23 protein-coding genes and 1 tRNA gene are annotated in these 25,583 nt (G+C 74.2%); 13 read left to right on the top strand and 11 right to left on the bottom strand.

Translation table 11 applies throughout. The annotated features are described in order from the left end of the window. Positions 1–283: 283 nt before the first annotated feature. Together AB0637_RS15075 and AB0637_RS15070 are read right to left on the bottom strand one after the other, a co-directional pair. Positions 284–949 (bottom strand): type IV toxin-antitoxin system AbiEi family antitoxin, encoded by a 666-nt coding sequence (locus AB0637_RS15075; protein ID WP_366173254.1) that lies wholly within the window; start codon positions 947–949, stop codon positions 284–286. Positions 950–1,005: 56 nt separating this feature from the next. After that, the gene (locus tag AB0637_RS15070) at positions 1,006–2,118 is read right to left on the bottom strand and encodes a helix-turn-helix domain-containing protein (RefSeq protein ID WP_366173252.1); all 1,113 of its coding nucleotides are present in this window, start codon (positions 2,116–2,118) and stop codon (positions 1,006–1,008) included. An 89-nt stretch (positions 2,119–2,207) separates the two neighbouring features. Between AB0637_RS15070 and AB0637_RS15065 the strand changes: the two genes are divergently transcribed. Genes AB0637_RS15065 through AB0637_RS15050 form a run of 4 tightly spaced genes read left to right on the top strand, consistent with a single transcriptional unit; the run spans position 2,208 to position 5,602 of the window. Further along, positions 2,208–3,125 (top strand): proline dehydrogenase family protein, encoded by a 918-nt coding sequence (locus tag AB0637_RS15065; protein ID WP_366173251.1) that lies wholly within the window; start codon positions 2,208–2,210, stop codon positions 3,123–3,125. Between the two features lie 40 nt (positions 3,126–3,165). Then, positions 3,166–4,800 (top strand): L-glutamate gamma-semialdehyde dehydrogenase, encoded by a 1,635-nt coding sequence (gene pruA / locus AB0637_RS15060; RefSeq protein WP_366173250.1) that lies wholly within the window; start codon positions 3,166–3,168, stop codon positions 4,798–4,800. 32 nt (positions 4,801–4,832) lie between these two features. Beyond that, positions 4,833–5,306, top strand: coding sequence for a phage holin family protein (locus AB0637_RS15055; protein ID WP_366173249.1), 474 nt, complete (start codon positions 4,833–4,835; stop codon positions 5,304–5,306). Next, positions 5,303–5,602, top strand: coding sequence for a DUF3618 domain-containing protein (locus AB0637_RS15050; RefSeq protein ID WP_366173248.1), 300 nt, complete (start codon positions 5,303–5,305; stop codon positions 5,600–5,602). Before AB0637_RS15055 ends, AB0637_RS15050 begins: the two co-directional genes overlap by 4 nt. Before the next feature lie 169 nt (positions 5,603–5,771). Here the strand turns inward: AB0637_RS15050 and AB0637_RS15045 are convergent, their stop codons facing one another. Together AB0637_RS15045 and AB0637_RS15040 are read right to left on the bottom strand one after the other, a co-directional pair. Continuing rightward, a complete protein-coding gene (locus AB0637_RS15045; protein WP_366173247.1) occupies positions 5,772–6,809 on the bottom strand; it encodes an LLM class flavin-dependent oxidoreductase in 1,038 nt (345 codons plus the stop codon). A 25-nt stretch (positions 6,810–6,834) separates the two neighbouring features. After that, a complete protein-coding gene (locus AB0637_RS15040) occupies positions 6,835–7,509 on the bottom strand; it encodes a VOC family protein (protein WP_366173246.1) in 675 nt (224 codons plus the stop codon). 46 nt (positions 7,510–7,555) lie between these two features. On the opposite strand from AB0637_RS15040, the gene soxR reads away from it, so the two are divergent. Both soxR and AB0637_RS15030 read left to right on the top strand, forming a co-directional pair. Next, complete coding sequence (gene soxR / locus AB0637_RS15035; protein ID WP_366173244.1) at positions 7,556–8,029, top strand: redox-sensitive transcriptional activator SoxR; 474 nt, start codon at positions 7,556–7,558, stop codon at positions 8,027–8,029. A 50-nt stretch (positions 8,030–8,079) separates the two neighbouring features. Continuing rightward, positions 8,080–10,071 carry a SpoIIE family protein phosphatase gene (locus AB0637_RS15030; protein WP_366173243.1) on the top strand — a complete coding sequence of 664 codons (1,992 nt, stop codon included), beginning with the start codon at positions 8,080–8,082 and terminating at the stop codon, positions 10,069–10,071. Here the strand turns inward: AB0637_RS15030 and AB0637_RS15025 are convergent. The 3 genes from AB0637_RS15025 to AB0637_RS15015 form a co-directional block, all read right to left on the bottom strand. Beyond that, positions 10,023–10,475, bottom strand: coding sequence for a hypothetical protein (locus AB0637_RS15025; protein ID WP_366173242.1), 453 nt, complete (start codon positions 10,473–10,475; stop codon positions 10,023–10,025). The genes AB0637_RS15030 and AB0637_RS15025 overlap by 49 nt on opposite strands. 23 nt (positions 10,476–10,498) lie before the next feature. Beyond that, positions 10,499–10,571: transfer RNA gene (locus AB0637_RS15020), tRNA-Gly, on the bottom strand. Between the two features lie 17 nt (positions 10,572–10,588). Further along, entirely contained in the window at positions 10,589–11,578 is a 990-nt protein-coding gene (locus AB0637_RS15015; RefSeq protein ID WP_366173241.1) for a glycoside hydrolase family 6 protein, read from the bottom strand. A gap of 249 nt (positions 11,579–11,827) precedes the next feature. Between AB0637_RS15015 and AB0637_RS15010 the strand changes: the two genes are divergently transcribed. Beyond that, positions 11,828–12,400, top strand: a complete 573-nt coding sequence (locus AB0637_RS15010; RefSeq protein ID WP_366173240.1) for a GNAT family N-acetyltransferase — start codon at positions 11,828–11,830, stop codon at positions 12,398–12,400. A gap of 78 nt (positions 12,401–12,478) precedes the next feature. Here AB0637_RS15010 and AB0637_RS15005 read toward each other — a convergent pair whose 3' ends face one another. Together AB0637_RS15005 and AB0637_RS15000 are read right to left on the bottom strand one after the other, a co-directional pair. Beyond that, the gene (locus tag AB0637_RS15005; protein ID WP_366173239.1) at positions 12,479–13,000 is read right to left on the bottom strand and encodes an FBP domain-containing protein; all 522 of its coding nucleotides are present in this window, start codon (positions 12,998–13,000) and stop codon (positions 12,479–12,481) included. A gap of 20 nt (positions 13,001–13,020) precedes the next feature. Beyond that, a complete protein-coding gene (locus tag AB0637_RS15000; protein WP_366173238.1) occupies positions 13,021–15,783 on the bottom strand; it encodes an EAL domain-containing protein in 2,763 nt (920 codons plus the stop codon). Positions 15,784–15,948: 165 nt separating this feature from the next. On the opposite strand from AB0637_RS15000, the gene AB0637_RS14995 reads away from it, so the two are divergent. After that, entirely contained in the window at positions 15,949–17,718 is a 1,770-nt protein-coding gene (locus AB0637_RS14995) for a bifunctional diguanylate cyclase/phosphodiesterase (protein WP_366173237.1), read from the top strand. A 4-nt stretch (positions 17,719–17,722) separates the two neighbouring features. Here AB0637_RS14995 and AB0637_RS14990 read toward each other — a convergent pair whose 3' ends face one another. Further along, on the bottom strand, positions 17,723–19,642 hold the full coding sequence (locus tag AB0637_RS14990; protein WP_366173236.1) for a CYTH and CHAD domain-containing protein: 1,920 nt from the start codon (positions 19,640–19,642) through the stop codon (positions 17,723–17,725). Between the two features lie 57 nt (positions 19,643–19,699). Between AB0637_RS14990 and AB0637_RS14985 the strand changes: the two genes are divergently transcribed. The 5 genes from AB0637_RS14985 to AB0637_RS14965 all read left to right on the top strand — a co-directional run bounded on the left by AB0637_RS14985 (position 19,700) and on the right by AB0637_RS14965 (position 24,612). Then, on the top strand, positions 19,700–20,017 hold the full coding sequence (locus AB0637_RS14985) for a hypothetical protein (protein ID WP_366173235.1): 318 nt from the start codon (positions 19,700–19,702) through the stop codon (positions 20,015–20,017). 85 nt (positions 20,018–20,102) lie between these two features. Continuing rightward, entirely contained in the window at positions 20,103–21,485 is a 1,383-nt protein-coding gene (locus tag AB0637_RS14980) for an APC family permease (protein WP_366173234.1), read from the top strand. Positions 21,486–21,501: 16 nt separating this feature from the next. Further along, entirely contained in the window at positions 21,502–22,125 is a 624-nt protein-coding gene (locus AB0637_RS14975; protein ID WP_366173233.1) for a maleylpyruvate isomerase family mycothiol-dependent enzyme, read from the top strand. 54 nt (positions 22,126–22,179) lie between these two features. After that, on the top strand, positions 22,180–23,292 hold the full coding sequence (locus AB0637_RS14970) for an HNH endonuclease family protein (RefSeq protein WP_366173232.1): 1,113 nt from the start codon (positions 22,180–22,182) through the stop codon (positions 23,290–23,292). A 213-nt stretch (positions 23,293–23,505) separates the two neighbouring features. Continuing rightward, a complete protein-coding gene (locus AB0637_RS14965; protein WP_366173231.1) occupies positions 23,506–24,612 on the top strand; it encodes a hypothetical protein in 1,107 nt (368 codons plus the stop codon). Between the two features lie 174 nt (positions 24,613–24,786). Here AB0637_RS14965 and AB0637_RS14960 read toward each other — a convergent pair whose 3' ends face one another. Then, on the bottom strand, positions 24,787–25,398 hold the full coding sequence (locus AB0637_RS14960) for a hypothetical protein (RefSeq protein WP_366173230.1): 612 nt from the start codon (positions 25,396–25,398) through the stop codon (positions 24,787–24,789). Between the last annotated feature and the right edge of the window lie 185 nt (positions 25,399–25,583).

Here is a 25,583-nt window from a genome sequence, read left to right as displayed (position 1 = left end):
GTCAAGGCCCGCCGCCGTTCCGCGTCGCGCGCTGCTGCCGCGCTCAGGAGGAGAGCGCCCCCTGCGAGGGCGGTGTCGAGCCTGGCGACGGCGGCGTCCTGCCCGGCCTCCGCTGCCTCGAGGCGCTCGCGCTGGAGGTGCTCCCGACCGGAGGACGTGGCCGCCGCGGCCGTCGCGAGGTGCATCCAGTCGCTGTCCATCCACGCCGCGTCCTCGGACGAGACGTCGGTCCACCAGCTGTCGGGTGGTCTCTGCGCCCGGTACCGCGCCAGTGGTCCCTCGCTCACGCCCGTCCCTCCGGTGACAGGTCCACGGGGTGCCCGTGCCCACGACGTGCCGCCTGGGCGCGACGGAGGGCCGCGCGTCCGCGTTGCTCGACGGCCAGCCGCTGCAGCTCCGTCGGGTCACACCGCGGCCAAAGCCCTCTGACGGCGTCCCACACCTCGCCGGGGAGGTTCACCAGGTCCGGACGCCGGGCCAGGTCGAGGAGCGTCTGCTCGGGGCTCGTGACCAGGACCGGGCCGAGGTCGGTCTCTTCGAGCTGAGCGTCCAGAGTGTCGACCGCTCGCCTGACGAAGACCACGCGAGCGTCCTCCCTGTCCTCCGGCACGAGGGGTGGGCGTTGTTCGGGCACCGCGACGACGGCGACGGCCAGGGCCCGCGGGAGCGCACCCAGCACCCGGGCGGCGGACACGTGCATGAGGACCGGTACGCGGTCCCCGAAGGTCGCGGTGGCCACGCCGGCGGCCAGGCTCTCCAGGCTCGGGCGCCATCCGCTGTCGGCTCCTTCCGGCACCAGGTAGTGCACACCCCGGGCGGCTCGCCTGACCCGGCCCTGCTCCCGCAGCCGGTGGAGCTGCACAGCGGGCTGCGTGTAGCGGGGTGCCAGGACGTCGTTGCGGAACGTGCGCAGGGGAGCGCGGGTGAGTTCCGGGGGCAAGGCGGCCACGTCACTCCTTCAACCGGTCAGTACCTCGTACCTTATCCCTTTCGATAAGCAGACAGCTAGGAATCGCCGTGTGAGCCGCCCAGCACCAGGGCGAGGTGCAGGGCCAGCCGGTCCCGTCCGTCGTCGAGGTCGTACCCGCTGACCGCGGTGACGCGGCGCAACCGGTGGTAGAGCGTCTGCCGGTGGATCGACAGCGCCTCGGCCGTCCGCTGCGCCGACCCCGCGAGGTCGAGGTACGTCCGGGCGGTGAGGACGAGGTCGGGTTCGGCGGCCAGCAGCCGGCGGGCCCGTTCGTCGCGCACGACGTCGGCGAGCGCCGCCGGGTCGCCGAGGGCGTGCAACCGGAGCGCCCCGAGCCGCTCCCACTCCCGGACCCCGGCGCCTCCAGAGCGCAGCGCCGCGTCGGCCTGCTGCCACCCCGTGTGCGCCGACCCGGCCGCGACCACCCCCGACACCCCCACGGCCAGACCCCCCGGGTGCTGGGACAGCAGAGCAGCGGCGGCGCGTTCGGCGACGTCGCGTCCGCCGAGGGGGGTCGGCACGACGAGCGCGGCGCGGTGGCCGACGGCGGCGGACAGCACCGCGCGGGGCAGCAGCCAGCCGTTGACCGCCCCCGTGGGGCCGCCGTCGACGGGGGCGATCGCCACGACCGTGACCGTGGGGGTGAGCAGTCCGTCGCGCTGCAGCTCCTCCACCGCCCGGGCGCGTGACCCCGCGTCGGTGGACAGCAGCTCTCCGACGGCCCACGTCGTGCGGTCGGCCGTGCGGGCCCGCGTCGCGAGGTGCGCGGCGACCAGGTCGAGGGCGTCGCGCACGCGGTTGAGGTGCTCGGCGCGGACGCGGTCGTGCGGGTCGAGCAGCCACAGGTACCCGTACGTCACGCCCCGCCACCGCACGGGCAGGCACCACCGGGCCAGCCGTCCCGACGTCGGGTCGCCGGGTATGCGCAGCGGTGCGGTCGCCCGCGCGATGCCGAACCCGGCGAAGAGCTCCTGGACCCGCGGGTCCGAGCGGCGGCGCAGGATCGAGCGGCGCCGGACGTCGTCGATGACCTCGTCGTGGCCCGAGCTCGCGACGAGCAGCAGGTCGCGGTCCTCCAGCGTCACCGGGGCGCCGGTGAGCTCGGCGACGGTGTCGACGAGGTCCTGCACCTGGTCGGTCGGGTTCACGTGCTCATCATCCACCTGGATGACGAGAACCCCGAAAGACGTGGCAGACGTCAGTGGCCCGCGTCACGCGGGCGTTCTAGCGTCGAAGGGTGTTCGGACAACTCCTCCTCGGTGTCGCCGGCAACGACGGGATCCGCCGGCTCGTGACCGGCAGCACCCTCAGCCGGCCCGTCGTCGCCCGCTTCATCGCCGGCGACGACGTCGACGCGGCCGCCGGTGCGGTCCGCGACCTCACGGCGCAGGGCATCGCCGTGTCCCTCGACCGGCTCGGTGAGGACGTCACCGCGCCCGAGCAGGCCGACGAGACCGTCGCCGGCTACACCGAGCTCCTCGAACGCCTCGCCGGCGAGGGCCTCACCTGCGGCAACGAGATCTCGATCAAGCTGTCCGCCCTCGGGCAGGGCCTCGGCCCGGACGGTCCCCGCCGCGCGACCGAACGGGCCCACCGCCTGGTCGAGCGCGCGCAGGCGCTGGGGGTCGACGTCACCGTCGACATGGAGGACCACACCCGCGTCGACGACACCCTGACGACCGTCCGCGCGCTGCGCGCCGACTTCCCCCGCACGGGCTGCGTCCTGCAGGCGATGCTGCGCCGCACCGAGGGCGACGCCCGCGACCTCGCCCACGCCGGGTCCCGCGTCCGGCTCGTCAAGGGCGCCTACAACGAACCGCCCGAGGTCGCCTACCCCGCGAAGGCCGACGTCGACAAGGCGTACGTGCGGTGCCTCAAGGCGCTCCTCGACGGCGGCGCCTACCCGATGGTCGCGACCCACGACCTGCGCATCGTCGCCGTCGCCGAGGAACTCCTCAAGGGCAGGCCGGACGGTTCCGCGGAGTTCCAGATGCTCTACGGCATCCGCTCCGCCGAGCAGCAGCGCCTCGCCCGCGACCACACCGTCCGGGTGTACGTCCCCTACGGCACCGACTGGTACGGGTACTTCTCCCGCCGCCTCGCCGAACGCCCCGCGAACCTCGCGTTCTTCGCCCGCTCCCTCGTCGCCGGCTGAGCACCCCCCCGACGACCATCGACACGGAAGGAAACCCGTCGTGCAATCCGTGACCGACGTCCCCGCCCCGCGCAACGAACCGATCCACGGGTACGCCCCCGGCAGTCCCGAGCGCAAGCTCCTCACCGACGCCCTCGCCGCGCACGTCGCGAACCCGGTGGAACTCACCCAGACCATCGGCGGGCGCGAGGAACTGGGCGGGGGGACGCGCGTCGACGTCGTCCAGCCGCACCAGCACGCCAGCGTCCTCGGGACGTTCGGGACCGCCACCCGCGACCAGGCCCGGGCCGCCGCCGACGCGGCGCTCGCCGCCCGCCGCGACTGGGCCGCGATGGACTACGACGACCGCGCCGCGGTGTTCCTGCGCGCGGCCGACCTGCTCGCCGGTCCGTGGCGGGAGAGGATCGCGGCCGCCACGATGCTCGGGCAGTCCAAGACCGCGCAGCAGGCCGAGATCGACGCCCCGTGCGAACTCGTCGACTTCTGGCGGTTCAACGTCGCGTTCGGCCGCCGTCTGCTGGAGGAGCAGCCGGTCTCGAGCCCCGGGGTGTGGAACCGCCTCGACCACCGCCCGCTCGAGGGTTTCCTCTACGCCATCACGCCGTTCAACTTCACCGCCATCGCCGGGAACCTGCCGACGGCGCCCGCGCTCATGGGGAACACCGTCGTGTGGAAACCCTCCCCGACGCAGACGCTCGCGGCCTGGCACACGATGAAGCTGCTCGAGGCGGCCGGGCTGCCGCCGGGGGTGGTGAACCTCATCACGGGTGACGGCAAGGACGCCTCCGACGTCCTGCTCGCCGACCCGAACCTCGCCGGGATCCACTTCACCGGGTCCACCGCGACGTTCCAGCACCTGTGGCGGACCGTCGGGGAGAACATCGGGAACTACCGCACCTACCCGCGCCTGGTGGGGGAGACGGGCGGCAAGGACTTCGTCGTCGCCCACCCCTCGGCCGACCCCGCGACGCTGTCGACGGCGCTGCTCCTCGGCGCCTTCGAGTACCAGGGGCAGAAGTGCTCCGCCGCCTCCCGCGCCTTCGTCCCGCGGTCGGTGTGGAACGTCGTGGGGGAGGAGTTCCTCGCCCACGTGGAGTCCCTCACGTACGGCGACGTGAGCGACCTGTCGAACTTCGGTGGCGCCGTCATCGACGCGCGCAGCTACGCCAAGAACGTCGCCGCGATCGAACGCGCCCGCAGCACCGACGGCCTGACCGTCGCCGCCGGCGGGACGTACGACGACTCCGAGGGCTGGTTCGTCCGGCCGACGGTCGTGCTGGGTCAGGACCCGACCGACGACGCGTTCGGCACCGAGTACTTCGGGCCGTTCCTCGCCGTCCACGTCTACGACGACTCCCGCCCCGGCGCCTGGGCCGACGTCCTGCGGACCGTCGACGAGGGCGCGGCCTACGGGTTGACGGGCTCGGTCGTCGCGACCGACCGCGCCGCCGTCGTGCAGGCGTCGGAGGCCCTGCGGTTCGCCGCGGGGAACTTCTACGTCAACGACAAGCCGACCGGGGCCGTCGTCGGGCAGCAGCCGTTCGGCGGGTCCCGCGCGTCCGGCACCAACGACAAGGCCGGTTCGATCCTCAACCTCCAGCGCTGGACGAGCCCCCGCGCGATCAAGGAGACGTTCGTCGCCCCGACGACGCACGTGTACCCGCACATGCGGTGATTGAGAACGTCCTGTGCGGGTAAGGGCCCTGCATGACGCAACCCACGGGGCCCGGCACCCGGACCGACGACCTCAGCGTGTCGCACGGACCGGGCCCGGCCCCGTCCGGCACGCAGCACCGGCGTGACGAGAGCGTGGGTCAGCTCGTCAGCCAGCTCACCGAGCAGATGTCGCGGCTGGTGAAGGACGAGGTGCAGCTGGCCAAGCTCGACCTCACCGCCAAGGGCAAGAAGGCCGGCATCGGGATCGGGATGTTCTCCGGTGCCGGTCTCCTCGCGTTCTTCGGCGTCGGAGCGCTCGTGACGACGGCCGTCCTGGGGCTTGCCCACCTCGTCCCGGCGTGGCTGTCCGCACTGATCGTCGGCGTCGTCCTCTTCGCCGTCGCCGCGCTGCTGGCGGTGATGGGCAAGAAGGAGGTCTCCGAGGCCACTCCGCCCGTGCCGCAGGCCGCCGTGGACGGCCTCAAGCAGGACGTCCAGACCGTCAAGGAGGGTTTCCACCGATGAGCGCGAGCCCCACCCCCGGGACGGGTCCCGTCCCGACCGACCGCGACGCCCTCGTCGAGGACATCGAGAAGACCCGCGAACGCCTCGCCGCGACCGCCGACGCCCTCGCCGCCAAGGCCGACGTCAAGGCGCAGGCCTCGGCGAAGGTCGACGAGCTCAAGACGACGGCGCAGCACCGGGTCCGGGAGACGAGCGAGCGGGCCCCGGGCACACCGCCTCAGCAGACCGCCGTGCTCGTCGGGGCGATCGTCGTCGCCACGGCGTTCGCCGTCTGGCTCGTCGTCCGGGAGCGCTGAACCCGCGCCCGGGTCTGTGGATGATGTGGACAACTCTGTGCACAGCGCCCTCCGGGGGAGGGCTCGTTGTCCAACGCTTCGCGTTGGCTCCAGCAGCCGACTCAACCTACTAGCCGGCTGCGTCAACGAGCTCAACCCCGGAGCCCCGCGCGGTGACGCAGCGTCGAGGTCAGCTCAACTCCTTGCGCACGAGCGGCGCGACCTCGGTCCCGAGCAGCTCGACGGCCTTCAGCACGTCCGCGTGCGGCATCGTCCCGGCGGACAGGTGCAGCATGAACCGGTCGATCCCCAGGTGCTCGTGCTGGAAGAGGATCTTCTCGGCCACCTCCTCGGGTGACCCGACGAGCAGCGCGCCGCGGCGGCTGCGTGCGGCCTCGTAGGACGTGTGCGAGAAGTACCCCCAGCCGCGTTCGTGCCCGAGTTGGTTCATGACGCCCTGGTAGGGCTTGAAGTGCACCGACGTCGCCTGCTGCGTCGTCGGGGCGACGAACCCGTGCGAGTGCGTCGCGATGCGCAGGACGGACTCGTCGTGCCCGGCCTTGCGACCCGCCTGGCGGTACAGGTCGGCGAGCGGGCCGAACTGCTCCGGCATGCCGCCGATGATCGCGATGGCCAACGGCAGGCCGAGGGTCCCGGCGCGCACGACGGACTCGGGGTTGCCGCCGACGGCGATCCACACCGGCAGCGGCTGCTGCACGGGCAGCGGGAAGACCCCGAGACCGGGGATGCCGGCGCGGTGCTTCCCACCCGGCCAGGTCACGTGCGCCGGATCGTCCCGGATGGCCAGCAGCAGGTCGAGCTTCTCGGCGAACAGCTCGTCGTAGGCGTCGAGGTCGTAGCCGAACAGCGGGAACGACTCGATGAACGACCCGCGGCCGGCCATGATCTCCGCCCGCCCGTTCGAGAGCCCGTCGAGCGTCGCGAACTGCTGGAACACCCGGACCGGGTCGTCCGAGGACAGCACGCTGACGGCCGTCGAGAGCCGGATGCGGGACGTGCGGGACGCGGCGGCAGCCAGGACGACGGCGGGCGCGGACGCGGCGTAGTCGGGGCGGTGGTGCTCGCCGAGGCCGTAGACGTCGAGCCCGACCTGGTCGGCGAGCTCGATCTCCTCGACGACCTCCCGCAGCCGCTCGGCGTGGGAGATGGTCGTGCCCGTCCCCGGGTACGGCGTGGTCTCCGCGAACGCGCTGATCCCGATCTCCACGGTGCCCAGCCCCCTGTTTGAAGTCTCAACGATACGAGACGAGCGTACCCGGGTTCAGGAGCAGAGCGCCACGCCCGCGTGTCCCCGACAGCGTGACGTCCAGCCGCGTCGGTCGGGCGGGGCGGTCCTGCGTCGGGAACCACGGCCGTTCCGGGGCGACGAGCACGAGCAGCCCCTCGTCGTCGCCGACGGCCGCGAACTCGGGGGACCCCGCCCCGCCGAACGGCCGGAGCCCGGCCCCCCGCCCCAGCCGCTCCCGTGCCGTCGGGACGCACGCGACGGGCACGCCGACCTCGCTGATCCCCAGCAGGTGCTCCGGCCCGAAGGGCTCGGCGCCCAGCCGGTGGGGCAGCCGGCGCCGCGCGACGAGCTCCAGCACCGTCCCGCCGGGCGCGTCCTCGAAGTACACCGAGCAGCCGTCCCACGACGGCGACAGCTCGACGAGCCCGTCCCCGAGGACGGTCGCCCGCTGCGCGACCCACTCCAGCGCGGCGGGCCCGGCGTCCCCCGGGACGGTGATCGCCAGGTGCTGGGTCGCGGGTCGGGCGTCCGGGTCGGGCACCAGCTGCAGCCGCGTCCAGCCCACGTCGACGACGCAGCTGGCGTCGGCCTCGTGGACGGTCAGGCCCAGGGCGTCGCGGTGGAAGGCCGCGGTCCGGGCGGGATCGGGGACGGGGAGGACGACGTGGTCGATGCGCACCCGACCACGTCACCAGCTGCAGCGCACTGCAGGTCAAGATGTCCCCGTGAGCGCCCGCGACGACCTGCTGAGCATCGGGACCGTCGCGCAGCGGGCCGGGGTGTCCGTCGCGGCGCTGCGCCACTACGAGGAGCGGGGACTCGTGGAGGCGGTGCGGGACGCCGGCGGCCGCCGTCGCTTCCCGCGGCACGTCCTGCGCCGGCTCGCCGTCGTCGCCGCCGGTCAGCGCGTCGGGCTCTCCCTGGCCGACATCGGCGAGGCCCTCGCGACGCTGCCCGCGGGCCGGCCGCCGACCGCCCGCGAGTGGGCCCGCGTCGGCACCCGCTGGCAGGAGCTGCTCGACACCCGCATCCGGGAACTGGAGGCCCTGCGCACCTCCCTCACGGGGTGCATCGGCTGCGGCTGCCTCTCGCTGACCCGCTGCACGCTCCTCAACCCCCACGACACCGCCGCCACGGAGGGCAGCGGCTCGCGCTGGCTGCGCGAGGCCACGGACGACGGTGGTGAGTCGACCGTCTAGGTGACCACTAGGTTCAGGGGGTGGTCGGCCGTCTCCCCTTCGGACCTGAGGTGGAGCTCCGCCGTGTGTACGACCAGGTCGACTGGTCCACGACGTCGCTCGGCCATCCCGACACCTGGCCCCGCGCGCTGCGCCGGGTGCTCGAACTCGCGCTCGAGACCCGCTTCGCGATCGTCATCTGCTGGGGCCCGGACCTGGAGATGCTCTACAACCAGGCCTACGCGGGCATGATCGGCGACAAGCACCCCACCGCGCTCGGCCGGCCGGTGCGGGAGGTCTTCGCCGAGGCCTGGGACGGTCTGGAACCCCTCTTCGCCCAGGCCCGCTCCGGGGAGGCCGTCTGGTTCGAGGACCTGCCCGTCGTCATGGACCGGCACGGGCACCCCGAGGAGACCTACTTCACCTTCTCCTACTCCCCGGTCCGCGACGACGACGGCGAGGTCGCCGGCGTCATGGACGTCGCCGTCGAGACGACGCGGCAGGTGCAGGACCACCGGCGCCTGGAGCTGCTGACCCGGCTGGGTGACCTCGCCTCCGAGCTCCAGCCGCCCGCCGAGATCGCCGCGAAGGCCCTCGACGTGCTCTCCACGGCCCCCCTGGACCTGCCCGAGGTGGACCTGCAGCTGCCCGGCGGTCCCCTCCGGCTGCCGCCCCCGCCCACGGCGCTGCAGGCGCGGCAGGTGGTCGTCGAGGAGCGGCCCGCGGGCCGGCTGGCCTGGGTCCGCATCCCGGCCGCGCTCGGCGGGGAGTCGCCCGGCGTGCTGGCCGCCCGGCTCAGCGAACTGATCCCCCTGGACGGTGCCTACCGGGACTTCCTGCGCCTGGCGGCCGCGACGGTCGGCGACGGCCTCTCGGCGGCCGCCTCCTACGAGGCCGAGCGGCGCCGCGCGAACCTGCAGCAGTGGCAGGCCCAGCGGCTCGCCGGCCTCGTCGCCGTCGCGCAGGCCCTGCCGACGGTCGAGACGGAGGACGACGTCCTGCGCGTCCTGGGCCGCGGTGCGGTCGGGCTGCTCGGCGCCGACGGCATCGTCCTGGGGCTGCTCGAGGAGGGGATCCTGCGCGTGCGCGGGGACGAGCGGGACCCGGCCGTCGGTGCCCTCGGGGCGGCGCTGCGGGGGACGGCCGTCGTCGCGGACGACGGGACCGCGGCCTGGCCGCTGTGGGTCGGCGACCGCGTCATCGGCGCCCTCGGGCTGTCGTGGCGGGTGCCGCGGGAACTGGCGGCCGAGGACACCGACGTGCTGTCCGCGCTGGCGGCTTCCACGGCGCAGGCGCTCGACCGCGTCCGGGCCACGAACGCCGAGCGCAGCGCCGCGGCCGCCGTCCGGACCATGGCGGAGACGTTGCAGCGCAGCCTCTTGACGTCCGCGCCCCAGCCGGAGCACCTGGAGACGGCGGTCCGCTACCTGCCGGCCGCCGAGCACGCCCAGGTCGGCGGCGACTGGCACGACGCGTTCCTCACCGCCGCCGGGGCCGCCTGCCTCGTCATCGGTGACGTCACGGGCCACGACCAGGACGCCGCGGCGGCCATGGGGCAGGTGCGCAACCTGCTGCGCGGGATCGGCTACTCCCTCGAGGTCTCCCCGGCCGCGGCGTTGGCCGCGCTCGACCGGGCCATGCGCGACCTCGGCGTGGGGGCCCTGGCGACCGGCATCCTCGCCACCGTCGAACCCCTGGAGGGGTCCCCGACGTGGCGGCTGCGGTGGTCCAACGCCGGGCACATGCCCCCGCTCGTCGTCGATCCCGACGGGACCGTCGAGCTGTTGCGCACGAGCCCGGACCTGCTGCTCGGGCTCGACGCCGGTTTCGTGCGGGCCGACCACGTCCACGGCCTCGCCCCGGGGGCCACGGTCCTGCTCTACACCGACGGGCTCATCGAGCGCCGCGGCGCCTCCCTCGACGACGGGCTGGCGTGGCTGGCCGAGACGGCGGGGCGGTTCGCCGGTCTGGGTCCGGAGCAGCTGTGCGACGGCGTCCTGCAGCTCGTCGAGGGTCACGCCGAGGACGACGTCGCCGTCCTCGCGGTGCGCGTCCGCCCCTGAGGTCTGCGTCGGGGCGCTCGCGCGTACCCGCCGTCGTCCAGACCCGCCCACCGCTCGAAGACGTTGCGGTGCGGGAGGTTGCGGGTCACCAGCGCGTTGAGCCCGTAGAGCGTGAGGAACGGCAGCGTCCCCAGCAGGGCGTACTGGTCGGCGTGCCGCAGCTCGTGCCGGCGCCGGCGTTCCCCGCCGAGCTCGCCGTACAGCCAGACGTTGCCGACGGTCGTCCCGCCCCGGCCGTAGGTGCCGCGCGGCATCCCGGAGCACTCGACGAAGAAGTCGTCACCGACGAAGACGGTGGCCCCGTGGTGCAGGGCCCAGGCCAGCGCGAGCGTGCTGGCGGGGAGGTTGCGGACGGCCCGGACCCCAGCCCAGGCCCAGGAAGCAGAAGAGCGTCGGGCCCACACAGGGCCCGACGCTACTTCGAGAGAGCGGACGACGAGACTCGAACTCGCGACCCTAACCTTGGCAAGGTTATGCGCTACCAACTGCGCTACGTCCGCAACGTGCAGTGATGACTCTACACGCCCACGAGCGCGAGGGCGTACTCCTCGAACCACTCCCCGGCCGCCGGTTCACCCGGACGGCAGCTGCCGTCGGACTCCCCGGGCCGCTTCACCCACAGCCACGCGTCGACGACGTCCTCGCCCGTGAGGGTCGACGGCGGCCGCCCGGTCCGGCGTCCCGGCGGGTTGCACCAGTCCTCGTCGCGGCCCGTCGAGGCGGGGGCACCGGCCCCGTTCCGGCTCGTGTCGACGACGAAGTGCGCCCCGCCCAGGAGGCGGGACAGCCTGCGGCCGTAGGCGACCGTGACGTCGGTGGGCTGGAAGTTCGAGACGTTGAGCGCGAACCCCGCGGACCGGTCGATCCCCGCCGCCCGCAACGCGCTCGCCAGGGCCGGCAGGTCCTGCACCCAGCCCGCGTGCCCCGCGTCGACGTAGACGTGGGTGGCGGGCAGGGCGGTCAGGACCTCCACGGCGCGGCGCAGCAGCGCCAACCGGTCCCGCGTGACGACGCTCCCGCAGCCCGTGACGGCGAAGGCGACGGCGTCCGGTTCGAGGACGACGACGGCCGGGCGCTCGCCGATGCCCGCCGCCAGCTCGCCGATCCAGGCCAGGTACGCGTCGTCGTCCGCGGCGCCGCCGGAGGAGAACGACCCGCAGTCGCGGCCGGGGACGTCGTAGGCGACGAGGACGGGCAGTTCGCCCGCGGCCGCCGCGGCCGTCGTCAGCGTCCGGGCACGTTCGCGCGGGGCGTCCCCGGTGAACCACGTCGCCGTCGGGGCCTGGGCCAGCGGCCGCAGGGCGTCGGCGAGGCGGGTGCGGCCGGCGGTCTCGTAGGCGGCGAGCTGGCGGTGGGCCAGGGAGTCGGGGTCCGACCACAGCGGGTGCAGCCCGAGCCGCGGTGTCGCCTCGCCCACGGCGCCCCCTCCGACGGTCAGGGCGGCGACGAGCCCGCCGACCACCCCCAGCACACCAGCACGTCGCAACGGTCCCAGACGCACGTCCACCCCACGATCGTGCGGGCCGGTCCCGCGACCCCAGTGGAGCGCGCGGACCGCCACGCCCGCCACGCCCCGTGCACGGCGCGGACCCGGGTGGGTGAGCGGACCGCCCGTGCGGCCCAGTCCCCACCCCCAGTCCCCACCCCCCGACCCCACCCCCGACCATCGCGCGGAAAACACTCTTTCCGCCCTCAGGGGGCGCTCCCCGGGGCGGAAGGCGTGCTTCCCGCCGGGTGACGCGGGCAGCATGGGGACATGGCGATCGACGTGCACCCGGCCACCGCCTTCGAGGACGTGGCCACCCTGGTCGGCCCGAAGCGGCCGGACGCGAACGTCTGCTGGTGTCTGAGCTACCGCCTGCCCGGTCCCGAGCACCGCGCACTCGCCGGCCCCGCCCGCGGGGAGCGGGTGCGCGGATTGGTGTCCGAGGACCCGCCCCCCGGAGTGCTGGCCTACGACGGGGACGAGCCCGTCGGCTGGGCCGCCGTCCACCCGCGCGCGGACACGTCGTTCGCGACGAACCGCCGCATCCCCCACGTCGACGACCTGCCCGTCTGGTCGCTGTGGTGCCTCCGGGTCCGGCCGGGGCACCGGGGCCAGGGCATCGCCCACCACCTCGTCGAGGGCGCCGTGGAGTTCGCCCGCGCGCACGGCGCCCCCGTCGTGGAGGCGTACCCCGTCGACAACGAGGACGCGAAGGTCGACCTGACGATGGCCTACGTCGGGACGCGGGGGCTGTTCGAGGCGCACGGGTTCGTGGTGGCGGCACCGACGACGTCGACGCTCGCGGGGTTCCCGCGGGTGCTGGTGCGGCGCGACCTGCGCTGAGGCGCTGGTGGTCGGACGACACGGACGACGTCGAGGAGCAGGCGTCGCCGGTCCGGGGACCGTGCACGCACCAGCCCGTCAGTCCCGCGAGGCCAGCACCTTCGCGGCGAACGCGGCGGCCCGCTCCCGGAGCGCGTCGCGCCGCTGGGAGATGCTCAGCCCCGGGTCCGGCTTGAGCGTCGGGGTGGCCCGCAGGACGCGGACGTTGTCGGCGCAGGCCAGGTCCGAGCACAGGTAGGTGCCGACGGTGTTGTGCTTGCGGCCGGACTCCCCGGCGCGGGCGGCGACGAAGAGGGACACCTCACCGGGTGAGCGCGTCGTGCGGCACAGGTCGCACATGGCGGTGGTCCGCACGCCCGTGCCGGGCGTCGCGCGCAGCGCCAGGCCGACGACGGCCTCACCGAGCGGCACGAGCAGCCACCCGCGCTCGGGCGCCTTGGGGTCGCGCCACCCGACCACCTCGTGCACGGGGTCGCAGTCGTGCACCCAGTCCGGGACGCGCATGCGGTGCGCTTCGCCGCGGGAGCAGTTCGTCATCGTGGAGCGGATGGCCTCGTCGGTCAGGTGACCGTCCGTGAGGTCCAACGTTGCCGGGGACACGACCGTCGAGCGTACGCCCGTCAGCTCGCCCGCTCGAAACGGCAGGTCGTGTCGAAGATGTCCTGGCAGCCCGTCACGGCGGCCGGCAACCGGTCGGCGGAGACGGGCCGGGAGAAGTAGAAGCCCTGCGCGGTGTCGCAGCCGACGGCCTGCAGCGCGCGCACCTGCGAGGCCTGCTCCACGCCCTCGGCCACGACGCGCAGGCCGAAGCTGCGGGCCGCGCCGACGACGAGGCGCACGAGCTCGACGGTCCGCGGGTCGTCGGAGTCGACGAAGCTGCGGTCGATCTTCAGCACGTCGACGGGCACCCGGGCGAGCTGGCCGAACGAGGTGTACCCCGTCCCGAAGTCGTCGATCGCGATCTGGACGCCGATGGCGCGCAGCTCCTCGAGCCGCGCCCAGGCCGCGTCGTCCTCGACCATGACGGTCTCGGTGATCTCCAGCGCGAGCCGCTGCGGCGCCGTCCCGGACACCGCGAGCGCGGAGCGGACGTCGTCCACCAGGCGCGGGGAGCGCAGGTGGCGGCCGGAGATGTTGACGGCGACCTTCAGCCCCGAGCCGGGGCCCCCGGCGGCGTCGAACTCCGCCAGCTGGGTCAGGGCCGTCTTCAGGGCCCACCGGCCCAGGTCGCAGATGAGGTCGGAGCTCTCGGCGACGGGGATGAAGACCCCCGGCGGCACGAGCCCCTCGCCCGGCTTCTGCCACCGCACGAGCGCCTCGACGCTGCGGACGCGACCCGTCTCCAGGTCGGTCACCGGCTGGTAGTGCAGGACCAGTTCGTCCTCCACGAGCGCCCGCCGCAGCCCCTCCTCCAGCGCGGTGTGCGCCGCGAGGGCCCTCCGCAGGTCGTCGTCGTAGACCTCGACGCGGCCGCGGCCGGCGTTCTTGGCCCGGTAGGCGGCGGTGTGCGCCTCCTGCAGCAGCCGGTCGGCGGCCTCGCCGGACTCGTCGTGGGCGGCGAGGGCCTCGACGCGGCTGACGGCGACGCCGACGCTCGCGCCGATGACGGCCTGCGACTCGGCCGAACCGGGCAGCGGGATCGGTGCGGAGATGGTGTCGATGAGGGCCTGCCCGAAGTCGAGCAGCCCCTTCTCGTCCTGCACGGGTTCGACGAGGACGACGAACTCGTCACCACCGAGCCGGGCCACCACGTCGACACCGCGCACGCGCTGACGCAGCCGCTGCGCGACGGTCTGCAGGACGGCGTCGCCGGCGATGTGGCCCAGGGAGTCGTTGACGGTCTTGAACTGGTCGAGGTCGAGGAACAGCAGGCCGACGCGGTCGCCCGTGCGCTGCGTCCGCCGCAGGGCGCGGTCGATCTGGGCCAGGGCCTCGGCGCGGTTCGGCAGCGTCGTCAGCGCGTCGTGGGTGGCCTGGTGGGCCATCTCCTCCTGGAGCTGCTCGCGGTCGCGCATGACGCCGAGGATCTGCTGCACGGAGGCGTGGACGACGCCGCCGAGGGGGCCGCCGAGCGGCCGCTGCAGGATCTCGTCGTCGAAGGCGCCGTCGGCGACGGCCTGGGCCTGCGCCTGCACCGACCGCAGGCTCGCGACGGCCGCGCCGAGACCGTGCGCGACGATCCGCGTCTCCGGGGGACCCTCGACGGCGACGTCGACGAGTTCGCCGCGGCTGATGGACCGGGCGGCGTCGGCGAGCCGGGCCAGCGGCGCGCCGATGGAGCGGCTGGTGGAGAACGTCCCCCCGACCGACAGCAGGAGCAGCAGGCCGGTGACGGCGGCGTACTTGGCCAGCTCCTGCTGCGCCTCGCTGCGGTAGCTCTCGGCGGCCTGGACGGCCTGCGTCGCCGCGGTGTCGAGGACGGCGCGCAGCGCGTCGTCGCGGCCGACGACGGCGGAGCTGAGGGAGACGAGGACCGCCGACTCCGGCGGCGTGTGGCTGCCCGAGGCGACGGCCTCCGCGAGCGCGCGGTCGACGACCTGCGTCTGCTGGTCGGCGAGCGCGGCGAGCCACCCGGAGCGGACGGTGGCCTGGCTGGACGCGGTGACGTCGTCGGACGCGATCTTGAACCCGGCCCAGCTGCGCAGGAAGAGCTGGCGCGAGGCGCCCTCGGTCCCGTCGGGGGCGGCGAGGAACCCGAGGTAGTACGGCACCTCCTCGCCGGCGAGGGTCGTGGCGTGCGCGGTGCGGCGCAGGTCGGCGACGGCGTGCTCGAGGCCGGTGTCGCCGCCGCCCGCGGAGGCTGCGGTCGCGAGGTGGGCGTCGACGGCGTCGCTCAGGTCCTCCACGAGGTAGCGGTACTTGTCGAAGAGCTGGCGGTTGTTCGTCTCGCGCTCGCTGACGGTCTCCCCGGCACCCCAGGAGGCGCGCACGGCGGCCACGCGTTGGGTGGCCTGGAGCACCTCCGGACGCGCGAGGGTGTCGCGGGCGGCGTCGGTCGCGGCGGCGTCGGTGCGCTCGGTGGCCTGGTGGAAGAGGGTCTGCAGGACCTCCGAGAGGCCCTCGCCGTTCCCGGTGCCCTGGTCCCCGGTGCCGAGGTCGAGCAGCTCGACGGAGGAGACGAGGGGGATCGCCTCCTCGGCGATGCGGGCGCGGACGGCGTCGAGGGCGACGGCGGCGCGCACCTGGCGGACGGCGTCCTCGGCGTCCTGGACGCGCTGGAAGCGGTGCACGACGAGGATCGAGGCGAAGGCCGAGAAGCCGATGATGGGCACGAGCACGAGCACGAGCAGTCTGCTGCGCAGACTGATCGCGCGCTGCGCTCGCTGCTCCGGGAGGTCCGCCACCTGCAGGGGATCGGCGCCCGGGACCGTTTTCCTGAGCACGCGGGGCCCCGTCGCAGCGACCGTCCCCCGTTCGGCGCAGCCCGTCCACGGTGGCCCCCTGACCGCGTGGATTGTGCGGGCGGCCTTTGAGCGGCAGACTCGCCTCCTCGGATCTTCTAGAAGATGCGGGGAGGGTGGAGTCCACCCATGGGAAGGAGGTGCGCCGTGCGACAGGACGAGGACCCTCCCGGGGCCTGCGGGCCGGTGCTCGACGTCACGCACGCCGTCCGGGCGGCCACGACCGCGGTGGCCGTCTGCGACCTGCACGGACTCGTCCTCGAGGTCGGACCCACGTTCGCGGCCACCGTGCGCGGGGACACCGCCGACGCGTCGGACCACGACGTCGTCGGACGCAAGTTGGGGGAGCTCCTGTCCGCCCCGGAGTCCCTCGACGAACCCCTCACCGTCGAGCGGTGCGTCGACGACCTGCTCGCCGGTGCCGGGCACGTCCTCACCGGGACGCTCGTCCGGCAGGTCGACGGCGTGGTGCAGCCGTGGGCGGTGCTGCTCACGCTGGGCAGCCCCGTCGGCGGTGCGCGCGGGGGGCCGGTCGTCGTGGTGCAGCTCCTGCCGTCCCACCTCGCCCCCGCCGCGGAGCCCACCCCGCTCAGCAGGGGGAGGCGTCCCGGTCCCGGTCGGGACGCGCTCACGGGCCTGCCCGACCGCGCCGGGGCCGTCGCCGACCTCACCGCCCGGCTGCGCGCCGGGACCGGGTTGCTCGCCGTCATCACCTGCGACCTCGACCGGTTCCGGGTGGTCAACGACAGCCTCGGCCACGACGTCGGGGACCAGGTGCTGGCGACCGTGGCCGGGCGCCTGGCCCAGGGCGTCCGGGGCGGCGACCTGTTGGCCCGCCTCGGGGACGACGAGTTCCTCCTCGTCCTGGCGGGGCTCACCGGTGCCGACGAGGCCGTCGACGTGGCCCACCGGCTCACCCGCAGCCTGGGCGCCCCCTTCCTGCTCGACACCCCCGCCGGCCCCCAGGAGATCCGCTGCTCGGCGAGCACCGGCCTCCTCGTCGTGGACCTCGCCGCCCCGCGCGCCGCCCCGGACGGGGGCGCGGGCGGAGAGCTGGACGCGGTGGCCGTCCTCCGCGACGCGACCACGGCCCTCGACGCCGCGAAGGCGGCCGGCGGCGCGTGCTGCCGGGTCTTCACCGACACCCTGCGCGAGCGCGCCGTCCGCCGCCTGACCGTCGAGAACGACCTGCGCCGCGCGCTGGAGGCAGGGGAGCTGCGGGTGCACTACCAACCCGTCGTCGACCTGCGCGACGGCCGCCGGACGGGGTTCGAGGCGCTCGTCCGGTGGGCCCACCCCCGGCGGGGGCTGCTGCTGCCGGAGCAGTTCCTCGACGTCGCGGAGGAGTGCGGGCTGCTCGGCGTCGTCGACGGTCACGTCCTGGAGGAGGTGCTCGGCTTCCTGACGCGCCACCCCGACGTCCGGGTCGCCGTGAACACCTCGGCCCGCCGCCTCGACGGGACCTTCGCCGCGACGGTCGACCGCGGGTTGCGCCGGCGCGGGCTCTCACCCTGCCGGCTCACCGTGGAACTGCTCGAGGGCTCCCTCGTCCCGGGCGACGCCGTGACCGAGGCGGAACTGCGGGACCTCGCCGCCCTCGGCGTCGGCGTGCTCATCGACGACTTCGGCACCGGCTACTCCGCCCTGTCCTACCTGCGCCGGCTGCCGGTGACGGGGCTGAAGCTGGACCGCTCGTTCGTCGCCGACCTGCCCCACGACGCCGGGTCCGACCGCATCGCGGCGGCCGTGGCGGGCCTGGCAGGCGGTTTCGGCCTCACCTCGACGTGCGAGGGCGTCGAGACGGCCGCGCAGGCCCGGCACCTGGCCGCCCAGGGGTGGCAGTCGGCGCAGGGGTTCCACTTCGGGGTCCCGGCGCCGGAGGAACGGTGGTTCCCCGCGCCGGTGCCGGGCCCCTGAGGAGTCAGCGCAACCAGCGGTGCAGCCGCTTCGCCGTCGCACCGGCCCAGGCGTAGGCGACGTCGGCCTCACCGGCCGCCGCGTGCTGCTCCTCCTGCGCGAACAACCGGCCGTAGGCGAACGCCACCTCGGGCCGGGCGGCCGCCGCGAGGTCCGCCAGCCGCTGCCGCGTCACGACGGAGTCCTGGTGCTCGCCGAGGACCTCCTGCAGTTCCGTGACGGCACGCGCGAACCGCTTGGCGTCCTTGCCGAACACCACGACGACGGCCTCGGCGGCGTAGCGGGACTGCTTGGCCGCCTTCCGCGCCTCGTGCAGCAGTTCGTCGCGCCCGGTCCCCGGCTCGGCGTCCTGGGCGCGGTGGACGAGGTCGGCGAGCGTGCGGAACGTCTTCGCGACCCGCTTCGGCAGCACCTTCCCGGCCTTGCGCCGGCCCCGGTCGGACAACGCCGGGCGCTCGACGAGGTCCTGCAGCGCGTCGAGCAGCGACTGGTAGCGCTCGGAGTCCAGGTCCGCGAGCACCCGGTCGTGGGCCGTCCGGTAGTCGCCCTCGAGCTGCTCGCGCACGAGCCGGGGGACGGTCCCCTCGACGGCCTGCTCGTCCGTCCCGGCCTCCGTCCCGGCCTCCGTGTCGAGCGGGGTGTCGAGCGTGGCGACGGAGTGCACGAGGCGGTCCCGCAGCACCTCCGCGTCCCGGGCTCCGCCGAGTTCGCCGGCGAGCCAGCGCAGCTCGTCGCGCAGGGGTCCGGTGGGGGTCGCCAGCAGCGACCCGTAGGTCTTCAGCGCGCTGCGCAGCCGACGCGTGGCGACCCGCATGGCGTGGACGCTGTCGGGTTCGTCCGCCCGCACGCGCGGGTCCTGGTCGAGGATGCGCTGCACCTGCTCGGCCAGGTGCGCGACGAGGACGTCCCCGGCGCGCGAGGACCGGTCGAGGTCCGTGCGGCGGGGGGCCGCCGGGGTCAGGACCCGCTCCGCGGCACGCGGCGTCGGCTCCTCCGATGCGTCGGCGTCGGGCACCGGCGCGTCTGCCGAGGTCTCGACCGGGGGTTCGGGGGACGGAGTCGCCGGGCGCGCGGGACGGCCGCCGAGCACGCGGGCGAGCTTCGACCCGCTGCCCGACACCTCCAGCCCCGCGGCCCGCAACCGGGCGTCGACCGCGTCGAAGAGCGCACGGTCACCGTCGACGAGCTCGAGCTCCACCTCGCGCCAGACGTGGGTGCCGTCGTCCTGTCCCGGGGGGAGGTCCTCGACGGCGCTGACGGCCGCTCCCACGGCCGCCCCCACCGCGGCCCCCACGGCAGCACCGGGGGCCGCGCCCACCGCGGCACCGCCCGCCGCTCCGACGACGGCACCACCGGCCGCCCCCGCCGCGAGACCGCCGCCCTCGCCCTCGTCCTGCGACCCGTCCTGCGCCGGGTCCTGGTCGTCCCCGCTCGGGCCGTCGAGCAGCCGTCGGGCCCGGACCCGGTCGTCGGCCAGCTCCAGCAGTCGCGTCCCGGCCGCGTCCACGAGCGTGCGCACCGTGCGGTGCGTCCGGATCTCGGCCACGGGCACGAGTCGCTCGCCCCCGGTGACGTCCTCGACGAGCCGGCGCAGCGCCACCGGGACCGTCGACACCGCACGCCCCAGCGGGACCCGGCGCTCCAGCCGGGCGCCCTCCTGACCGGGGGTCTTGAGGTGCCAGCCCGCGTCGTGCCCACCCGTGCGGCGGCGCAACGTGGTCCGGGCCGCCTGCAGCCGCAGGTCCGCGGTGTCGAAGTACGTCGCGACGAGGTCGTGCTCGCCCAGGTCACCCTGCCGCAGGCCCCGCTCCTCGGCGTCCGGGAGGTCCCGGACCACGCTGCCCAGGGCGGGAAGTTCGGCGTCGGCGGCGAGGTCGTACTTGACCTCGACCTCCTCGTGGACCTGTCCGGGCTGGTTGACCATGCGTCGGTTCTACCGGCAGGCGTGGCCGAGCGCCCCCCGTCCCCCTACCGTGCGGGGGTGGCGGAGAACACGGGGCGGCACTGGGGCGGCAGCGGCGACTACGTCGAGGGTGAACGCGTCTTCGCGCCCCCGCACGGCAGCTTCGACCCCGACTGGGTCGCCGGCCTCGTCCTGGACCGGCTCGGCGCGGCGGCCGGTCTGCCGCGCACGGCGCTGGCCGGGGCGGCGCTCGCGGACGCCGGCCGCCGCACCGCGGGCCTGGACGCGACCGCACGGGCGGCCGCGCTCACCGAGCAGGACGGGGTTCCGCCGGGCAGCGCCCGCGAGGTCGTCCGCGCGGTCGACGACTTCGCCGCCGCGTACTCCCTGGACTGACGCTCCTCGTCTGGACCACCCGGGGCGGCAACTGCCACGATGGACCACCCGCACGTCCCGCACCGCGCAGCAGTGGGAGGTCAGTGTGAGCACCACCGTCGAGCAGCAGGCGCCGCCGGAACTCAACCGGGTGATCGGTCCGAAGCTGCTGCTGCTGTTCATCGTCGGCGACATCCTCGGCACGGGCGTCTACGCCCTCACCGGTCAGGTCGCCGGGGAGGTCGGCGGCGCGGCGTGGTTGCCGTTCCTCGTCGCCTTCGCCGTCGCGACCGTCACGGCGTTCTCCTACCTCGAACTCGTGACGAAGTACCCGCAGGCGGCGGGCGCCGCGCTCTACGTGCACAAGGCGTTCGGCCTGCACTTCCTGACGTTCCTCGTCTGCTTCGTCGTCATGTGCTCGGGCATCACGTCCGCCTCGGCGGCCGCCCGCGCGTTCGCCGCGAACCTCGTCGCGGGTTTCGGGCTCGGCCTGGGGAACACCGGGATCCTGCTGGTGGCCCTGGCGTTCATGCTCCTCATCGCCGCCGTGAACCTGCGCGGGGTGTCCGAGAGCGTCAAGCTCAACGTCGTCCTCACGATCGTCGAACTCACCGGGCTGCTGACGGTCATCGGCCTGGGGTTCTACGCGATCCTCGGCGGGAACGCGGACTTCTCCCGGGTCGTGCTGTTCGAGACGCCGGAGGACAAGAACCTCCTGCTCGCCGTGAGCACCGCGACCTCGCTGGCGTTCTTCGCCATGGTGGGTTTCGAGGACTCGGTGAACATGGCCGAGGAGACCAAGGACCCCAGCCGCATCTTCCCGCGCACCCTGCTCACCGGGTTGAGCATCACGGCCGTCATCTACGTCCTCGTCTCGATCTGCGCCGTCGCGGTCGTCCCCGTCGGGGTGCTGAAGGAGAGCGAGACCCCGCTCGTGGAGGTGGCGCAGACCGCGGCGCCGGGTTTCCCGATGGCCGAGGCGCTGCCGTTCATCTCGATGTTCGCCGTCGCGAACTCCGCGCTCATCAACATGCTCATGGCCAGCCGCCTGCTCTACGGGATGGGCCGGCAGGGCGTCCTGCCGCCGTTCCTGTCGGCCGTCCACCCGACCCGGCGCACCCCGTGGGCGGCCGTCGCCCTCACCACCGGCATCGCCCTGGCGCTCATCACCTACGTCTCGCTCGCGCCCGACTCCCCGGTCGTCGCGGTGCTCGGCGGGACGACGTCGCTGCTGCTGCTCACGGTGTTCTGCGTCGTCAACGTGGCCGTCCTCGTCCTGCGCCGGGACCGGGTGGCCCACTCGCACTTCTCCGCCGGGCGGGTCCTGCCGGTCGTCGGCGCCGTCGCCTGCGCGTACCTCGTGCTGCCGTGGACGTCCGGCCGGGCGACCGAGCAGTACGAGATCGCCGGCGTCCTCGTCGGGCTGGGCGTCGTTCTGGGGCTCGTGACCCACGTCTGGCGCCGGTCGGCCTCGCGCGCCACGGTCTGACCCCGGCCACGGACCCGTGGACCTCTTCGCCGAGATCGCCGACGAGCGCCGCACCCTCGCCGACCAGCTCGCCGACCTCACCCCCCAGCGGCAGACGACGCCGAGCCTGTGTGCGGCGTGGACCGTGCACGACGTCCTGGCCCACCTCGTCATGCCGCTGGAGGTCAGCGTCCCGCGGGTCGTGCTCGCGGTCCTGCTGTCCCGCGGGGACTTCGACCGGGCCAACCGGCGCGTCACCCGCACGCTGGCCCGGCGGTCGTTCGCGGACCTGCGCCGCACGCTGCACGCGGGCGCCGACGCCCGGTTCACGCCACCGGGGTCCGGACCGCAGGCTCCGCTCGTCGACGTGCTCGTCCACGGCGCGGACGTGCGCCGGCCCCTGGGCCTGCACCACGACGTCCCCGCGCCGCGCGCACGGGCGGCGCTGGAGTTCCTCTCGACGTCACCGCGGGGGTTCGTGCCGAAGGGCGCGCTGACGGGGTTGCGCCTCGTCGCGCAGGACGTGGGGTTCGCGCACGGTGACGGCCCGGAGGTGCGGGGTCCGGCGGACGCCCTCCTGCTCGCCGTCACCGGCCGCGCCGCGGGGCTGGACGACCTCGCGGGGGAGGGCGTCGGCGTCCTGCGGTCGCGGCTGCCCTGACCGACCCGGGGACCCGCGCTCCAGCCGGGCGGTGCGCCTGCCGACGATGGTGGGGTGAGGTACCGGAACTCCTGGTCGAGGGTGGTCGCCGCGGGTGCGCTGGCGGTCGCCGTCCCCGTCCTGGCCGGGTGCGGCCTGCCCGCCGCCACCGCCGTGGACCCGTCCGCGCCGAGCGACCCGGCGTCGTCCCCGGCCTCGTCCCCGGTGTCGTCCCCGGTGTCGTCCCCGTCCGCGGGGGTGCCGTCGCCGTCGAGCTCCGCGGTCACGACGCCGCAGGCCGGCACGGCCGCCGCCGCCCTCGCCACGCTGCCCGTCAAGGGCCGCGCCCCCCGGACCGGGTACGGCCGCGAGCAGTTCGGCGACGGCTGGGTGGACACCGACCGCAACGGCTGCGACACCCACAACGACGTCCTCGCCCGCGACCTCACCGCGGACACGTTCAAGCCCGGCACCCGCGACTGCGTCGTCCTCACCGGCACCCTCGCCGACCCCTACAGCGGCGCGACGATCGCCTTCACCCGCGGCGAGACGACGTCCTCGGCCGTGCAGGTCGACCACGTCGTCGCGCTGTCGGACGCCTGGCAGAAGGGCGCCCAGCAGTGGGACCCCGCCCGCCGCGCGGCCTTCGCCAACGACCCCCTCGAACTCCTTGCGGTCGACGGGCCCCTCAACGCCCAGAAGGGTGACGGCGACGCCGCGACGTGGCTCCCGCCGAACCGCGCCTACCGCTGCGCGTACGTCGCCCGCCAGATCGCCGTGAAGGCGACGTGGGGCCTGTGGGTCACGGCCGCCGAACGTGACGCCATGGCCCGGGTCCTCGCCGCCTGCCCCGGCGAACCCGTCCCGATGGCCACCGCGCCCGCCTCGGGGGCTGTTGCGCCCGCCCCGGCGGCCGTCGCGCTCGTCCCGGCGCCGGCGCCGGCGCCGGTGGCGGTCTCCGAGTCCCCGCAGGTGCCCGCGCCCTCGACGGTCGCTCCGCCACCCGTCGACCCGGCCGTCCCGCCCGTCGTCGCCGCGGCCGCAGGCACCGACCCGGACCTGGGGACGTGCAAGGCGGCCAAGGCCGCCGGGTACGGCCCCTACGTCGAGGGCGAGGACCCGGAGTACGCCTTCTACCGCGACGCCGACCACGTTATCTGCGGTGGAACTGTCACGACCCGGGCGTGAGCTGGACCGCTGCTACATGGACATGTCCGCGCAATCGCACGTAACAGGCGGCCTCACCCAGCAGCACAAGAGCTGCTGGACTTACCGCTCATGCCGATTTGCGGGCGGTCGTCCTGCTCGGCGCCTGGGCAGTCCGGGCAGATCGAGCAGGTGCTCACAGACCACGCCCCGGCGAGCGGCCCACGATGGCACGGCGCGACTAGCCTCAACCCGATGAAGCTGCGCGTGCCCCGAATATTGGACCCCACGACGGTCTCCGAACGGGCCGCCGGCTCCTGCTTCGACGCCGTCGTGAACTCCCACCTGCGTAGGCCCACCCTGGGGGATCAGAAGCCCCGAGCGCCCACCCCCGCACCCGAGGGCCTGCACGCGGTCTTCGCCGCCCACATCCTCGCCGAACCCACCCCGATCGCCCACGCCACCGCGTTCCGAGCTCCAGGACACGATCGGATCTACCTCTCCTACGGGCACCGCAGCTCCAGCAGCCGCAGCTGGTTCGCCGCCTCCCTTGCCGCACCGACCCACCCAGCAACCGCCACCTGGGACCACTTCGATCCCAACGGCGACCCCGAAGGCGGCATCGGGCACTTCTTCGGCCACGCCGACCAGGCCGTCATCGCCATCATGCTCAGGACACCGGACGGCGCCGAGCACTTCGCCCCCACGGCGGCCGGTCTGTGGTGGACGGCCGCCTGGCTGGAGGGCACGGCGCGGCAGACGGCCCAGCGCACCTCCTGGCGGGCCGTGGCCGCCGATGGTGAGGTGCTGGCCGCCGGCACTGGTCTGCAGGGGCGGGCAACCCACCAGAGTGAGCCCGGGCGCCCAGGAACTAGTGGCGACCAGCCCACGACTCAACCCTCGAACTTCCACGACGAGGAGGCCGCTGATGCCACTGACAGCAGCACGTGGCCCCCGCAGACAGACCCCGACGTCGTACCGGTGCTGCGTGAGTTACAGGCCCGCGAACCCGTTCTGCACCGACTGACCGAGAGGCTGGCGACGGGCGACTCCTACGCGTACCTGGCCGCTGACTTCGTCGCCGTCGGAGTCAACGGCCGGCGTCACACCCGACAAGACGTCGTCGGTGTGCTGTTGCGTCGCCGTGAGGCGCGGGAGTACCAGACATGGCAGGCCGACGACTTCCACTGCCGCGCGCTGGGACAGGACACCTTCCTGGTCACCTATGAGCTGCGCCGAGGCGGGCGGACGTCGCGTCGAATGACCCTGTGGCGGCGCGCGGTGCAGGGATGGGAGGCGATCTATCACCAGGGCACCGCTGTGCCGCGACCTGTCTTGCAGGGGTCGTCACCGCGCGTTTGAGGAGTCCCCGCAGCCCGAGCGCCCCGCAGACGACTTCCCCCGCATAGCGCAGATCAACACGTCGTCAATCGTCCGCACATGACGAATTGAGGATGGTCGGTAAGTCGTCTGCGGGGAGGCTGTCGACGCCACCACCGTGGAAGGAGCTTGATCGAAGCGACTACCCACTGGAGCTCACCAGAGCCGGCGGGCCTGCCCGGCAGCGTGCAGCAATGCATCGGCGTCCAAGTTCACGGTGGTCAGCGCGACTCCCAGCGCAGACCAGGCGCAATGCACCCGCAAGACGCCTGGCGAGGGCAGCGGCCACAACCAGAAGTCGCGCTCCACGCTCAGCGGACCACCGATGCCGCTGCCAGCACCGCCGACCAGCACCGGCCGCGATGGCACCGCTGGGGCTCCTGCGTCAGCGGTCGCGTGCAGTTCCTCGCGCAGGGCGTCATCCACGCCGTAGGCCGAGCGGCCGTCGGAGAACTCGAACCACCAGGTCAAACGCGAGGTGTCGGCGCTGGGGGACGGGAAGTGCGTCCAGGAGTCATCGAAGACGTCGTTGATCATCTGGTTCTCGGTCGCCTCGTCCTGACCATCGCGCAGCCGCACGCTCAAGCGTGTGGACACCCCTGTGGGGAAGACGCGGAAGCCGCTGAGGAAGACGGCCACCTTCGCGGATTCTCCGATGACGGCGTCCGCTTGGACCGTGCAGGGCAAGTGGTCTTCGTCGAGGTCGGCCCAGACCGGGCCGTGGTGGTCCTCGCGGGTGAACCCAGTGTCGACTCCCATGAGCTGCACTCCTCACCTTGATGCCGATGTATTGCTCCCTCAGGAAGCGATCATGCTGGCTGGGAGCAGGCCAGGACTAGAGCAGTGGTCACGACTTCACGGTCATCCCGCGAGGTGCGAGGTACCGGCCGCTTCAATGGCGCGCTACCTCGTGGCCACGCTGTACGGCCGAGAGGCTCCCCTCCGGGACCCGA

It is taken from the genome of Kineococcus sp. NPDC059986 (assembly GCF_040702905.1).
Taxonomy (GTDB): domain Bacteria; phylum Actinomycetota; class Actinomycetes; order Actinomycetales; family Kineococcaceae; genus Kineococcus.
This window is presented reverse-complemented; position numbering and strand designations above follow the sequence as displayed.